Annotated in this window: 12 protein-coding genes; 7 read left to right on the top strand and 5 right to left on the bottom strand. The window is 39.1% G+C overall.

From position 1 onward, the window contains the following. The first annotated feature begins 54 nt into the window (after positions 1-54). The 3 genes from Q0874_RS04990 to Q0874_RS04980 all read left to right on the top strand — a co-directional run bounded on the left by Q0874_RS04990 (position 55) and on the right by Q0874_RS04980 (position 1,786). Positions 55-420: a hypothetical protein gene (locus Q0874_RS04990; RefSeq protein ID WP_299160197.1), complete on the top strand. Its 366-nt coding sequence runs from the start codon at positions 55-57 to the stop codon at positions 418-420. 71 nt (positions 421-491) lie between these two features. Then, a complete protein-coding gene (locus tag Q0874_RS04985; protein ID WP_299160194.1) occupies positions 492-1,091 on the top strand; it encodes a CDP-alcohol phosphatidyltransferase family protein in 600 nt (199 codons plus the stop codon). 83 nt (positions 1,092-1,174) lie between these two features. Next, positions 1,175-1,786: a GyrI-like domain-containing protein gene (locus tag Q0874_RS04980; RefSeq protein ID WP_299160192.1), complete on the top strand. Its 612-nt coding sequence runs from the start codon at positions 1,175-1,177 to the stop codon at positions 1,784-1,786. Positions 1,787-1,806: 20 nt separating this feature from the next. Here the strand turns inward: Q0874_RS04980 and Q0874_RS04975 are convergent, their stop codons facing one another. The 3 genes from Q0874_RS04975 to Q0874_RS04965 are packed head-to-tail and all read right to left on the bottom strand — an operon-like array spanning position 1,807 to position 4,371. After that, positions 1,807-2,805, bottom strand: a complete 999-nt coding sequence (locus Q0874_RS04975) for an MlaD family protein (RefSeq protein ID WP_299160190.1) — start codon at positions 2,803-2,805, stop codon at positions 1,807-1,809. Positions 2,806-2,809: 4 nt separating this feature from the next. Continuing rightward, on the bottom strand, positions 2,810-3,589 hold the full coding sequence (locus Q0874_RS04970; RefSeq protein WP_299160188.1) for an ABC transporter ATP-binding protein: 780 nt from the start codon (positions 3,587-3,589) through the stop codon (positions 2,810-2,812). Next, entirely contained in the window at positions 3,589-4,371 is a 783-nt protein-coding gene (locus Q0874_RS04965; protein WP_299160185.1) for an ABC transporter permease, read from the bottom strand. Before Q0874_RS04965 ends, Q0874_RS04970 begins: the two co-directional genes overlap by 1 nt. 183 nt (positions 4,372-4,554) lie before the next feature. Between Q0874_RS04965 and Q0874_RS04960 the strand changes: the two genes are divergently transcribed. Further along, positions 4,555-5,502, top strand: a complete 948-nt coding sequence (locus Q0874_RS04960) for a L,D-transpeptidase (protein ID WP_299160182.1) — start codon at positions 4,555-4,557, stop codon at positions 5,500-5,502. Positions 5,503-5,622: 120 nt separating this feature from the next. Here the strand turns inward: Q0874_RS04960 and Q0874_RS04955 are convergent, their stop codons facing one another. Continuing rightward, positions 5,623-6,093, bottom strand: coding sequence for a hypothetical protein (locus Q0874_RS04955; protein WP_299160180.1), 471 nt, complete (start codon positions 6,091-6,093; stop codon positions 5,623-5,625). 240 nt (positions 6,094-6,333) lie between these two features. Next, the gene (locus Q0874_RS04950; protein WP_299160177.1) at positions 6,334-7,179 is read right to left on the bottom strand and encodes a hypothetical protein; all 846 of its coding nucleotides are present in this window, start codon (positions 7,177-7,179) and stop codon (positions 6,334-6,336) included. 569 nt (positions 7,180-7,748) lie between these two features. Here Q0874_RS04950 and Q0874_RS04945 point away from each other — a divergent pair. The 3 genes from Q0874_RS04945 to Q0874_RS04935 are packed head-to-tail and all read left to right on the top strand — an operon-like array spanning position 7,749 to position 13,519. Beyond that, a complete protein-coding gene (locus Q0874_RS04945; protein WP_299160174.1) occupies positions 7,749-8,882 on the top strand; it encodes an efflux RND transporter periplasmic adaptor subunit in 1,134 nt (377 codons plus the stop codon). Between the two features lie 7 nt (positions 8,883-8,889). Next, positions 8,890-12,054: an efflux RND transporter permease subunit gene (locus Q0874_RS04940; protein ID WP_299160172.1), complete on the top strand. Its 3,165-nt coding sequence runs from the start codon at positions 8,890-8,892 to the stop codon at positions 12,052-12,054. Position 12,055: 1 nt separating this feature from the next. Continuing rightward, entirely contained in the window at positions 12,056-13,519 is a 1,464-nt protein-coding gene (locus Q0874_RS04935; protein ID WP_299160169.1) for an efflux transporter outer membrane subunit, read from the top strand. Positions 13,520-13,676 lie beyond the last annotated feature (157 nt).

The raw sequence follows: 13,676 nt of genomic DNA, 5'->3' as shown, positions 1-13,676 counted from the left end.
GCGCGCTATTAGCCAAATGAACTAATTTTATATAACTCAACAAAGAATCATATTATGGGCGAAATAGCTACTTCAGACAGGCAAATCACCCTGTTTTATAGTTCCAGGTCCAAAAGGGCCAAGCAAACTTTGGCCTATGCTAAATCAGAAGGTTGGCCTATACATGAGATAGATATCTTAAAAAACCCACCCACCGGGACTCAAATCGCCGAATTAGCAGATCGTTTAGGAATGGAAATAAAAGATTTGGTTAACCAAAATCATCCGGCCTATACCTCTAAATTTGAAGCTCATGAATTTTCATCTCGTGATTGGATAAAAATGATTAGACACAACCCCGAAATAATGAAACAGCCTATAGCGCTCCGTGGAAATATTACCATATTGATAGAAACTCCAACGGATATCCTTAAGATATAATTTATAGGCACTAGATTTAAGTTTTTATACAAATCTTTTAAAGTGCTTTTAAAAAAATTAAATACTGGGTAATGCCAAAATTTAAAGAATTTAATATCGCAGATTGGTTTTCATTTTACCGCATAGCTGCGGTACCTTTTCTGCTTATTTTAATATGGTGGAATGAACGCGAAATATTTACCTGGCTTTTACTGGTTAGCTATTCTACGGATGCTATTGATGGTTTTTTAGCAAGAAAACTTAAGATTACAAGTGCACGTGGTTCTCAATTAGACTCCTACGGCGATCAAATGACTCTAGTGGTTGGTTTAATAGGGTTGATAATTTTTGAAACCAATTTTATGAGGGAGAACTATCCCTTAATTTTAATTGCTTTTGTGCCCTATATTTTACAAATGATACTTGCTTTTCGAAAATATGGAAAAGCCACTGCCTTTCATACCTATCTGGCAAAATTATCTGCTGTTATTCAAGGGATATTTATACTATGGTTATTATTCTTTGGCCCCGTTTATTGGTTGTTTTATGTAATGATCATTTTAGGGGTTTTAGAAACAATTGAAGAAATAACACTCATTTATTTATATGACAAATGGGTTGCGGGCGTTAAAGGCATCTACTGGGCCTTAAAAGACAAAAGACGGCTTAATATTGAACAAAACGGTTCTTAGACCTCATTTGAATTAAAGGGTTCGATTTTAGGAGCCTGACTATTTTTAAAATTAATAGAATATTTACTTCAAACGGCCATTAGATGGATAAGGTTGATTACAAAAAAGAATTGAAACATCTCTACAAACCATCTCCCCTCAAAATTGAATTTAGAGATATCCCTAAAATGAATTTTTTAATGATAGATGGAACTGGTGATCCAAATACTTCTTTAGCCTATAAAGAAGCGATAGAGGCTCTCTTTTCCTTGTCTTATACCTTAAAATTCATGATTAAAAAAGGAGAGTCAGGTATTGATTACGGTGTTATGCCACTAGAGGGGCTTTGGTGGGTAGACGATATGTCAAAGTTTGATCCAAACAAAAAGGAAGATTGGAAATGGACCGCTATGATGATGCAACCAGAAGTGGTGACGGGTGAAATGGTAACTAGAGCCATTGAGGAGGTTAGAAAGAAAAAGAATCCAAAAGCATTATCTAAAATTCGTCTTGAAGCTTTTACAGAGGGCAAAGCGGCACAAACATTACATATAGGACCATTTTCGGAAGAAGGTCCCACCATCAAAAAAGTTCATGATTTCATTATCGATAATGGGTACAAGCTTTCGGGAAAACATCATGAAATCTACCTTTCCGACATTAGAAGAGCCGCCCCTGAAAAATGGAAGACTATAATAAGACAGCCATGCAATTGATACTAACTAAAATATGAATTCTATTCATTTTTTTTCTCCTCCATTTTGGCTCTTTTTTGTTCTTCTTTGGCCATTTTTTTAAAATAACCCCGGGTTAAAAAATTATGCTTAAAAGCCTCCATATTCTCGTTAAACCTGGCTGTACCTTCTTCTATACTTTTCATGGTCGCTTCCAGTCGCTGAACCAGAATGGTGTCTTTGGTTAAGTAATTTAACGCTCCTTCCCCCTCCGAAATGCCGGTAACCACACTATCCAAATTAACCGTTAACTTCTGCATCCTGTCACTGGCCGATTCAAGATTGTGAACAATTTGTTTTATTTCGAGTCCGGCCAGGGAGTCGCGCAGTAAAACACCAACCACAGAATTCTCAGAGTTGGCTGCGTTAACAAATCTGTTTACTTCCTCCAGCGTATTATTGGCACGGGCACTGGCCAGTTTCAGATTCAAGATGGTCTGCTCAAGATTTTTGGCCATAAGGGTATCATTAAGGAGGCGACCTAAAGTTCCCTTACCTTTTGTTAAAGCCTCTGTTACTTTTAACAAATCAGCAGTAAGAAGTGCAGCATTTTCAGAAGTTACATTTAAGGTACTCATCATATCTTCAGCCCCAATACGACTATAAGAAATAATTTCATCTCCAGACTTTATCATTTCTCCCGATCCACTTCCAGGAACAATATTTACGATCATACTGCCCACTAATCCATCAGATCCTATCGTAGCTATAGCGTCATTTTTAATATGCTTTAACATATTTTCCTGAATGATCATTACTACATCTATCGTAGAATCATTTTCCATTTTTATATCTTTCACAGTCCCAACGCCTATCCCTGAGTAACGCACATTGTTCCCCGGTTCTAACCCATTTACATTTTTAAAAACTGCATGGATCATAAAGGTATTGCCAAACATATTTTGCCTGTTTCCAATAAGATAGGCGGCTATAACCAGAAAGCTGGTCCCAAGGATAACAAAAACACCCAATCTCAATTTTTCCAAGTTTGTTCTTTCCATGTCGTTATTTTTTAAAAAATGCTTCTACCTTAGGGTCTTTAGATTGAACAAGTTCATCATAAGTACCTTCAGCATAATTAATACCATCTACGAGTAGAATCATACGCTCTGAAATTACACGTGCACAGTCCACGTCATGTGTAATAATCAAGGAGGATGTGCCATATTTTTTTTGAATACTTCGCATTAATTCAATAATCTCTTTCGCAGTTATAGGATCTAAACCACTGGTTGGTTCGTCGTACAAAATAATTTTAGGTTTAAGAATCAGGGTACGAGCCAAAGCTACCCGCCTTTTCATTCCACCGGAAAGTTCCTCCGGCATTAGATCAATGGCATCTGCAAGACCCACACTCTCTAAAGCCTCAATTACTAAAGGTGTTGTATCTGAGATGTTACCCAGTTTCTCTTTATGCCGGCGCATAGGAAACTCCAAGTTTTCCCTTACTGTCATAGAATCATACAAAGCGCTCCCCTGAAACAAAAAACCAATTTCAGAACGCAGAATATCAAGTGTGGGCCTATCCAACAATTTTATCTCATTTCCCATAACTGAGATATAACCACTATCGGGTTGCATTAATCCTACAAGGCATTTGATCATTACAGATTTTCCTGAACCCGATTTCCCCATGACCACCAAATTTTCCCCCTTGTACAGTTTCATATTAAAGCCGTTGAGTACATGGTTCTTACCAAAGCTCTTATAAAGATCTTTGATATGGATTATGACTTCACGGTCGTCCATCATGATATTATTGGAACTTTCTTTTTCTTCTATCATCACAGGTCGTAAAAAATGTCAGAAACAAAAACGGCTATAAAATCAATCACAAACAAAAGCATGGAGGTAAATACTACCGCCGTGTTGGCAGCTAGACCTACCCCGGCAGTACCCTTTTTACTGTAATAGCCCTTAAAACAGCCCACCAGGCCAATAGCAAAACCAAAAAAGAAAGATTTTATAGTTGCAGGAATCAAATCCCGATAATCCAATGCATCAAAAACACGATTAAAATAGAGCAGGAATGAGACATTTCCCTTAAAATTTTCAACCAGTGCAGATCCGTATAGCGCAATGGCGTCTCCCATAATTACAAGCAATGGCAGCATAAGCGTAGTTGCCAAGATTCTTGTAACAACCAAATATTTAAACGGATTTGTTCCTGATACTTCCATGGCATCTATTTGTTCAGTAACACGCATAGAACCTAATTCAGCTCCAATACCTGAAGCAATTCGCCCCGCACAAACCAGTGCCGTGATTACAGGTCCCAGTTCACGAACAATAGAAATACCGACCATATTCGGCATCCAGGATTCTGCACCAAATTCAATAAGGGTAGGCCTGGATTGCAGGGTAAGCACCAGCCCAATAATGAACCCTGTAACCATTACCAGAACCAGGGAGCGGTTACCCATATGATAACATTGCCTGAGTAACTCCTTAAACTCAAAAGGAGGCCTGAACAATTCTTTAAAAAAGCGGCCGGCAAAATATGCCAGCTCCCCTATCTCTATGAAGAATTGCTTTATTCCACCCGATATTGGTTTTACCGTACTCATAGGTGCTTTTTACCTTGTGGACTATTTACTTCAAATATACCCTTAATACTATATCTTATAAATGATATAAGTCATATGAACGGACTGATGTTGCTCATAGGGGCATCCTCAGTTGTGCACTAATTTTACAATGTCTCAGGTAATTCTAAGACAAAATGAAATAGAAATTAAACCATAATAGCGATGACTCTAAAACCTGTAGTTCTATTTGGGATTTTTATGGTATGTATAAGTGTTTCAGTCAAGCCTGCCTTCAGCTCAAATAATTGGTCAGAAGCCTACCAAACCGGAATTGTTGAACATGCACGAGATTCTACCGAAAAGCTCAATGCAGCCCGTTGGATCCGGATAACCCGTGATATTAAAATAAGTGAGTATTTTGAATACATGGACTCTTTGGTGAACGCCTACGACTCTTTGGTCCCATACCCTTTATCAGAACACCTGCTGGTGCGCGCTAATCCCTGGATAATAGACACGCTGGCTAATACAGATTACTATCGAATGACTGCACGAGATTCCTTTGTTTATGATCAGCGGAAGCTGTTCGTATTACGGCCATCAGATTCTATAATGATCCCGGATTCCCTGTCGGCGGCCTACGTTATGGATGCTTTTAAAAAAACATATCTCGATGTAAATATCCCGGAGTTTAAACTTCGAATTTATCAGGATACCAGCCTTCTATATACCTTTTCGGTGAGAGTAGGAAAAAATGCAAAAAAATATTTGGCCATGGGTGACAAAATTACCGACTTAAGAACTATTACCGGAAAAGGAAAGATCATCAGACTTGTAAGGAATCCGGAGTTTTATAACCCTGTAACCCTTAAACGCTTTTATCTGACCAAAAGAGATGATGATAAAACCACCCTAATGCCACAAATACCATGGATAGAGACAGAGATAAACGGAATTCGAAATGGGCAGATGATACATCCAACAACCAATCCTAAAACTCTTGGAAATGCCAGTTCTAACGGTTGTATTGGCACCAGAGAATCCGATGCCTGGATCATTTATTATTATGCGCCGCCAGATACTGCAATAAGTATCCGCTACGATTTGGAATTTGAAAGTGAATTGAGCGATAAGGCTAAGCCAAGAGATATTTATGGCTACGAAAATTGATTTTAAAGATCACAGTTCAAGCGCCTTTAAATGAACTATTTGTTATAAGTCAGCTAAAATAGCTGCGTTAAACAGAATACAATTAATCGTATAACAAATAGAACACTACTTTCAATGAATTTAGTTGGTATTAACAAGTGGAATTTCAGTCGCAAGTTCTGCATCAATTAATGCCTCTATTTTACTTTCGACCTGAAAATAAAGGGCTGCTTTTGATGCCGGTAGAATCTTTTTAAACTTTTTGTAATAACTCTTATTCAGTTTGAGCAATTTTGTCTGGTAAGCTAATGAACGATTCACAAGGGCATCGGCTTTTTCATCTGTCATTGACTCATAATTGGCGGCAAAATCCTTAATAATATTAACTCGTTCTGTATGAACCTTGTACAATTCCGCATTGTATTCATTGTATAGCGACCAAAAAGGACCACTCTCAGCATCACTAAGTGTCATGGTTTCGGCTACTGCAGCCTTCTTCTCGGTTTTTAACACATCCCTTACAACCTCAAGATAGGCGTCAAAAGACTGTGAAAATGCCGGACTCATCATTAAAATCATTCCAATAACGAGTAAAATAGTTTTTGTTTTCATTTTTAAGTATTTTTTATTTTAATTCATATAATGTGCGAAATTACAAAAAATGAGAACCTGTTAAACTCTTTTTTTATCATCTATTACCATAATGTCAAGGTTTCATTTTAATTAAAATCTTCAACTTACCAAACCAAATATTAGAAGCATGAAATCATGGTCGCGCTTTGCGTCACCACGGAAATCGGATGATATTTCATCATCCTCAACTTTATGCTTAAAATTTAAATCCGTTTTGATTTAAAAGTTACCTACAATACGAAAGGATGGGCCACTGAATGTCAAATCAAAACTGCCTTTAAAATCACTCTCGTCTATATTCGCATTAAAATTTAAAAACTGATAATTTGCGGTCACTGCAAGATTCCTTATTATCTGGAAAGTAACTCCCGGACTAATATTCCATAAACCCCCGGATATATTATCAATTTTTATCCCAAACCAGTCTACACCAGCCGAAAATGCCCATCTGTTCGTAGGCGCCCAAATATACCAGAATCCAATGTTAGGCAAGGGAAGAAATGCCTTTACTTCACTTCTGCTGACGCCCGCTGATTGATCGCCAATAAAGCCTTCTCCCTCTACAGAAGCCTTGACATTAAGCCCATGAATACCAAGCCCACCTCCTAACTCATGCTTTTGTCCGGTACTTATAACCCTCCCGAAGAAGACTCTGTATAAGCCAAGCTCATAAGACACTTTGGCTTCACCACCTACCGGATATACAATATCATCCCATTCTATCTCTTCATCCAAAGTCACATTTCTTGAAGTTCCAACTTTAAAATATTCTCCTCGCACAGACCAAAATTTATTCCTGGAAAACCTCCATGTGAAATTTAAATTAAAGGTATTCTCCCCCTTATCAAGACCTAAGGTCTCGTCAAAGTCAATGTCTTCAAAATTTTCAATTTGATCTGTATTGATACTACCCTCTACTCCAAATTTCACATCTCTGGCAGGGAAATACCAGCCAGGTCCAATAAAAAATCTATCCTTGAGTATTGGGTGCTTATTATCTTCATTCTGAGAAAACAATGAACCAAAAGCAACTAAAAAAACAATAACGGGAAGTATACTTTTCATTTTTATCAACTTTAATATTAATTAATAAAATCTATTTCACAACTCTATTGCAGTAGAAATAGTAAGAATAAATCCCGACCCGCAATAAAATCTCTCAAGGTTCAGGAAGCCCTTAATTTATATCAAATATAGTATTCCATCTTAAGTGTTCCAATATAAATATACCCTAATTTTAGGCTTTCTGAACATCTCTTGATTTTTGTTCCATATGCCAACCCTCTGCGCCTTCAAAAGGTTTTCTCTATTTCAGGAGGCTTATAATACCCTGTTGCAACTTTACAATGTTGGAAATACGGTATTCTGTCAAAAGTCCAAATTTACCGAGTAATAAAAGTGTTTAGTATGATATTAATCAGTTGATTATTATTTATTAAGTCTTCCTAAATGATAAGGAAGCTTCCAATTATCGTATTGTATAAGAATGTAAATTGAATATCTTTATATCTTTATTTTCAACTAGTTTTCAAGAAGAAGTTATATTTTAACGCGATTTTAGTTGATTTTACACTATAATTTACACCAGCTTTTCTATGAACCGCAAATACTTTTTTCTCCTTACAGTTTTTACAATGGCAGGCTTTCTTTCATTTACCTCCTGTAAGGAAAAGAGTGCAAAAACTGCACCCATACCGGAAATCCAAGTCATCAAAGCCGCAAAAAAAGATGTTCCCCTTAAAAGAGATTTTGTTGGACAGATTTACGGGTTTCAGGATATTCCAATTAGAGCAAGAGCAGAAGGCTACTTAGAAGGCGTACATTTCGAGGAAGGGTTTCCTGTAAAAAAGGGACAACTACTTTATACAATTGATGCTCAACCTTATATTGAAGCCGTTGCTTCCAAAGCAAGTATGGTTGCCGAAGCCCAAACATACCTGGTAAACGCAGAAAATGAACTCGCCAGATACAAACCTTTGGCCGAGATCAATGCGGTCAGTAAAAGTGATTTAGATGCTGCCCAGGCAAGCAGGGATGCAGCTGTAGCTTCTTTAGAGGCCGCCAATGCCAACTTAAGAATGGCCGAAATTAATCTGAGTTATACCAAAATACTTTCTCCCATAAATGGCCTTATAGGCAAAACAGAGGCTCGAACGGGTGAATTTGTAGGACGTGAGCCCAACCCTGTTATACTAAATGTTGTTTCCGATATCAATAAAACAAGGGTTGAATTTTTTCTCACGGAGGCGGAGTATCTAACTATAGCAAGAGAATTTAATCAAACAATCTCCGAAGACGGAACCATAGACCGCAAAAATGCCAAAAACAGCAATAATTTGGAATTGATCCTCGCCGATGGGACGACCTATGAAGAAAAAGGAAGTGTAGAATTCCTTGGCAGAGCCATTGATGCCAATACAGGATCCATTTTGGTTCAGGCATCATTTAATAATCAGAAAGGACTGCTCAGACCTGGAATGTATGCAAAAGTACGTGTTGAATTTGAGGTCGCTGAAGGTGCAATTCTTGTACCACAAAAATGTGTAACTGAATTACAGGGGCAATATTCCGTATACGTTGTCGAAGAAGGTAACGTTGTCAAATCCAGACAGGTAAAAATTGGTGGGGCTCTAGGTGATCTGCAGTTGATTACAGAAGGACTTGAGGAAAATGAAATGATTGTAATTGATGGATTACAAAAAGTGGCCACGGGAATGGTAATCTCACCTGTTGTTACAGAGTTTAAAAGTCAAACTCCAGAAAATTAAGAAAACTATGGCTGAAAACTCAGGTAACTTCTTTGTTCGGAGACCCATTGTGGCTATTGTTATTGCCATTGTTATTGTCATCGTGGGTAGTGTGTCCATGATAGGTTTACCCATAGAACAATATCCCAACCTTACACCTCCAATTGTACAGGTAAGAGCCAACTATACAGGAGCCAATGCAATAAGTGTTGAAGAATCTGTTGCTACTCCTTTAGAACAGCAAATCAATGGGGTAGATAACATGATCTACATGAAATCTACCAACGCCAATGATGGTTCTATGGTTATTGACATCTCATTTGATGTAGGTACAGACCCTGATATGAATACCGTTTTGGCACAGAACAGGGTCTCTGCTGCTTCCGCAAAGCTTCCTCAGGAAGTAACGAAATTTGGGGTTTCAACCCAAAAGTCCCTGCCAAATATTATGATGGCAATGACACTTACTTCTGACGGTGGCTATGATCAGGATTTCCTGGGTAATTATGCTTTGATAAATATAAAAGATCAGTTATCAAGAATTAAAGGAATTGGTCGGGTTGATATTTTAGGAACTTCTGAATATTCGATGAGAATTTGGGTGAAACCCGATTTACTTTCTAAAATGGGTATTACGGTTCCTGAAATTCTAAATGCCATAAACGCACAGAATGTTATTGTTCCGGGAGGCAAATTTGGAGCGGAGCCGGCACCCCCTGGCACCGAATTTACCTATACTGTGCGTTTGCCTGAAAGATTTAATTCGGTTGAGGCTTTTGAGGATATCGTGGTACGAACAAATACCGATGGATCTCAAGTAAAAATAAAAGATATTGCCACAGTTAATCTTGGAGTTGAAACCTATGCGATGATCCCAAGAATGAATAAAGAAACCTGTGCCATTATAGCGGTTTACCAGGCTCCAGGATCTAATGCCGTTGAATTGGCGGAGAATTTATTAGTAGAGATGGAAGATCTTTCCAGGAATTTTCCGGAAGGCATTAAATATGATGTAGCCCTTGACTCCACCTTACCCATTACAGCAGGTATTAAAGATATTGTAGTAACGCTGTTTATTGCTCTTTTACTGGTTGTATTGGTAGTATTTATCTTTATACAAGATTGGCGTGCTACCCTAATTCCAACTTTAGCCATTCCTGTTTCCCTAATAGGGGCCTTTATCTTTTTTCCCATACTGGGTTTTACAATAAATGTCTTATCCCTTTTAGGACTTGTCCTGGCAATTGGCATTGTCGTAGATGATGCCATTGTGGTGGTTGAGGCGGTGCAGGTAAATATTGCTAAGGGGATGAATGCCAAACAAGCCACTTTGGATGCCATGAGTAAGGTAACGGCGCCCATTATTGCAACTACCTTAGTATTGGTAGCAGTTTTTATCCCTGTTGCCGGGATGGCAGGAATAACCGGATTGCTTTACCAGCAATTCGCTATTACCATAGTGGTTTCAGTACTGGTATCTTCTGTAAATGCCTTGACCCTAAGTCCGGCCTTATGTTCATTACTGTTAAAAGAACCTAAGCCATATAAGGGATTGTTGGGGAAATTCTTCCATAAATTCAACCAGGGAATGGACAAGTCAACCGATTCCTATATGAGTTTTACCAATGTAGTTTCCCGAAAACTAAAAAGAGGTGTCATTTTTATTCTGGTAATGACCCTGGGTGCAGGTTTGTTCGGAAGTCTGGTACCTGGCGGATTTATACCCGAAGAGGATATGGGGTTTTTCTATGTTAATATACAACTCCCCAATGCGGCATCTATTCAAAGAACAGATGTCATTGCAAAACAAGCGGAAGAAATCATTCTAAATAATCCTGATATAGAGTATTTAACCACCCTTGGAGGATATAGTATATTGGCAGGTTCCGCAGTTCCTAATAATGGATTTATGTTTGTAACCCTCACAGAATGGGGCGACAGGGACTTAACAGCCAAGGAGGTAATTAATAATCTGAATATTGAGTTTGCCCAAAAAATAAAAGGGGCCCAGGTATTTGCCTTTGGCCCACCGGCCTTACCCGGCCTGGGTAATGGTTCTGGTTTTAGCCTAATGATCCAGGATAGAGCGGGTAATACCCCGGAATACCTGGGGCAAAACACCATGAAATTCATAAAGGCCGCCAATGAAAGACCAGAAATAGGAACTGCCTTTACGACCTTCCAGGCTAATGTGCCACAGAGATTTTTGGATATCAATAAAGAGAAAGCATTAAAACTAGGCGTTTCCCTAAATGATCTCTACACCACTATTGGGGCTTTTATGGGAGGTGCCTATGTCAATAATTTTACCAGATTTGGAAGACTCTATAAAACCTATATCCAGGCAGAACCAGAGTATCGGGTAAACGAAGAGCAGATAAATAATTTTTTTATTAAAAACAACGAGGGCAATATGGTTCCCCTAGCTACAATTGCCAGCGTAAGGCCCGTTTCTGGCCCGGATTATACGAACAGATTTAATTTATACAGGTCTGTTGAGGTCACGGGTAGTCCTGCCCCTGGCTATACCTCAGCCCAGGCAATGGCAGCCCTGGAAGAGGTAGGCGATGAAGTGCTTCCTCCGGACATGAACTATAGTTGGAATGCCATGTCCTATCAGGAGAAAAAGTCTTCAGGATCTCTCATGATCATACTTACTTTTTCCTTAGTATTTGTATTTCTGATCCTGGCCGCACAATACGAAAGCTGGTCTTTACCATTTTCCATATTACTTGGCACGCCCTTCGCTATTTTTGGAGCCCTCATTTTCTTATGGGTGGCACGATTATTTAGTCCCACATTTGAAAATAACATATTTGCCCAGGTTTCCTTTGTAATGCTTATTGGTATGGCTGCGAAAAATGCCATCTTAATTGTGGAATTTGCACATGATGAATTTAAAAGCGGAGCGAGTCTTTATGATGCTGCCCTAAAAGCAGCAAGATCCAGGTTCAGACCTATTCTAATGACGGCCTTCTCTTTTATTTTAGGGGTTTTTCCTCTGGTTATTGCTTCTGGTTCGGGAGCGGAAGCCAGAAAAGTTATGGGAATGGCACTCTTGGGGGGTATGTCTTTGGCCACGCTCTTAGGTGTATTTTTCTACCCTATGCTATATATTCTTATTGGCAAGCTTGCCGGATATGAGAAAAAGCGAGATAAAGAATTGGCAACCTCAACTGTAACCAAGGACTAAGATGAAAAAGATAAAAGAAATGAAAACCAAAATTTCCTTTATACTTATTGCTTTAAGTACCCTCTTTTTATTTAATGCCTGTAAGGTAGGCCCAGCTTTTAAAACGCAAAGAACAGAAATAGACTCCACGGCAGTTTACCGCTATGACAGTATTCAATTGGCAATGACCGATTCTGTGCTCAATATCAGTTGGTGGGAATTGTTTGATGATCCTGTTTTGGCCGATTTAATTGAAATTGGTTTAGAGGAAAACAAAGATGCCCTTATCGCCTCTTCAAGGATAGATCAGGCCATGGCACAATTGGGCTTTACCAAAGCAGATCTTGGCCCAAAAATTGGTTATAATTTAGGAGCCCAAAGAGGCAATGTAATAGCTGGGGCTCCAACACAAGATTTTGGGGCCAGCAATATTTTTACAGGATTTGGCACCTTGAGTTGGGAACTGGATTTTTGGGGGAAATTCAGACGGGCAAATGAAGCGGCAAAAGCAGAATTGGTAGCTACAGAATACGGGCAGCGCACGGTACAAATAGGCCTGATATCAGCTATTGCCACCACCTATTATCAGCTACTGGACTTTAAATGGCGGGAGTATATTTCCAGAAAAACCTTAGAATTAAGACAAGCTTCATTAAACATCATCCAGGCCAGATATAATAGCGGTATTGTCGCGGAAATTGATTTAAACCAGGCGCAAATTCAAAGGGCCATTGCCGCCTCCGCTGTTCCTCTTTTCCAAAGATCCGTCGCCCAGACAGAGAATGCTTTAGGTATTTTATTAGGCAGAAGCCCAGGCCCCATTGCAACAGGGGTGGAGTTAAGCGAGCAACAACTTCCCCCCGATATTCCCGTGGGCCTCCCTTCGATGCTGATGGAAAGACGTCCTGACATCCTAGAGGTTGAAGCTTTGTTGCATGCGCAGACAGCTCGTATTGGTGTAGCGGTCGCCCGAAGATTTCCTTCAATCAGTCTTACGGGACTGCTGGGAGTAGCAAGCAATGATATCTCAACGTTGACTTCCAATCCGGCGGCATTTGCTATTGGGGGAAGTGTTTTAGGTCCCTTGTTTGAATTCGGTAAAAATAAAAGGCGCGTAGAAATTGAACGTAAGATAACCGAACAGGTCCTTTATGAATACGAACGTACTGTGATTACAGCCTTCCGGGAAGTAGAGGATGCCCTTATTGCAATTAGCACTTTAAAAGAAGAAAGACAGGCCAGAACAGATCATGTTGCGGCAGCTCAGAACGCCCAGTATTTATCGGGAGAGAGGTACGACAAAGGCGTTACCAGTTTTTTAGAATTAATTGAAAGCCAGCGACAAGCCTTTGAAGCAGAATTAAGTCTGTCTGAAACCACTCAAAAACTTTTCAATTCTTATGTTAATCTTTACAAGGCATTAGGGGGCGGATGGTTGTCTGAAGAAGAAATGAATGCCGCTGCAAATGCTGCTCTGGAAGAATAAAATATAAATACCCATCCGAAAACTGATCATGTTAGATTGCCTGCCTCGCTTTCATGTAGCCATTTTGGTGGACGAAGGCCTTAGATATGGTAGAAAATTAGAAGACGTATGCGCGTCATATTTGTTTTTTGAACTATTTTCTGCTCTAAAGGCCGCT

The sequence above is a fragment of the uncultured Eudoraea sp. genome (genome assembly GCF_947490415.1).
In the GTDB taxonomy this organism is placed as follows: Bacteria; Bacteroidota; Bacteroidia; order Flavobacteriales; family Flavobacteriaceae; genus Eudoraea.
The sequence above is the reverse complement of the archived record's forward strand: the minus strand, read 5'-3'. Positions and strand labels throughout refer to the sequence as shown.

What these genes read in the sequence shown, in the direction of transcription:
- Q0874_RS04960 (WP_299160182.1), top strand. Translation starts at nt 4,555, where the DNA reads ATGACTCTAAAACCTGTAGTTCTATTTGGGATTTTTATGGTATGTATA.
- Q0874_RS04950 (WP_299160177.1), bottom strand. Translation starts at nt 7,179, where the DNA reads ATGAAAAGTATACTTCCCGTTATTGTTTTTTTAGTTGCTTTTGGTTCA.
- Q0874_RS04980 (WP_299160192.1), top strand. Translation starts at nt 1,175, where the DNA reads ATGGATAAGGTTGATTACAAAAAAGAATTGAAACATCTCTACAAACCA.
- Q0874_RS04940 (WP_299160172.1), top strand. Translation starts at nt 8,890, where the DNA reads ATGGCTGAAAACTCAGGTAACTTCTTTGTTCGGAGACCCATTGTGGCT.
- Q0874_RS04975 (WP_299160190.1), bottom strand. Translation starts at nt 2,805, where the DNA reads ATGGAAAGAACAAACTTGGAAAAATTGAGATTGGGTGTTTTTGTTATC.
- Q0874_RS04970 (WP_299160188.1), bottom strand. Translation starts at nt 3,589, where the DNA reads ATGATAGAAGAAAAAGAAAGTTCCAATAATATCATGATGGACGACCGT.
- Q0874_RS04985 (WP_299160194.1), top strand. Translation starts at nt 492, where the DNA reads ATGCCAAAATTTAAAGAATTTAATATCGCAGATTGGTTTTCATTTTAC.
- Q0874_RS04965 (WP_299160185.1), bottom strand. Translation starts at nt 4,371, where the DNA reads ATGAGTACGGTAAAACCAATATCGGGTGGAATAAAGCAATTCTTCATA.
- Q0874_RS04935 (WP_299160169.1), top strand. Translation starts at nt 12,056, where the DNA reads ATGAAAAAGATAAAAGAAATGAAAACCAAAATTTCCTTTATACTTATT.
- Q0874_RS04945 (WP_299160174.1), top strand. Translation starts at nt 7,749, where the DNA reads ATGGCAGGCTTTCTTTCATTTACCTCCTGTAAGGAAAAGAGTGCAAAA.
- Q0874_RS04990 (WP_299160197.1), top strand. Translation starts at nt 55, where the DNA reads ATGGGCGAAATAGCTACTTCAGACAGGCAAATCACCCTGTTTTATAGT.
- Q0874_RS04955 (WP_299160180.1), bottom strand. Translation starts at nt 6,093, where the DNA reads ATGAAAACAAAAACTATTTTACTCGTTATTGGAATGATTTTAATGATG.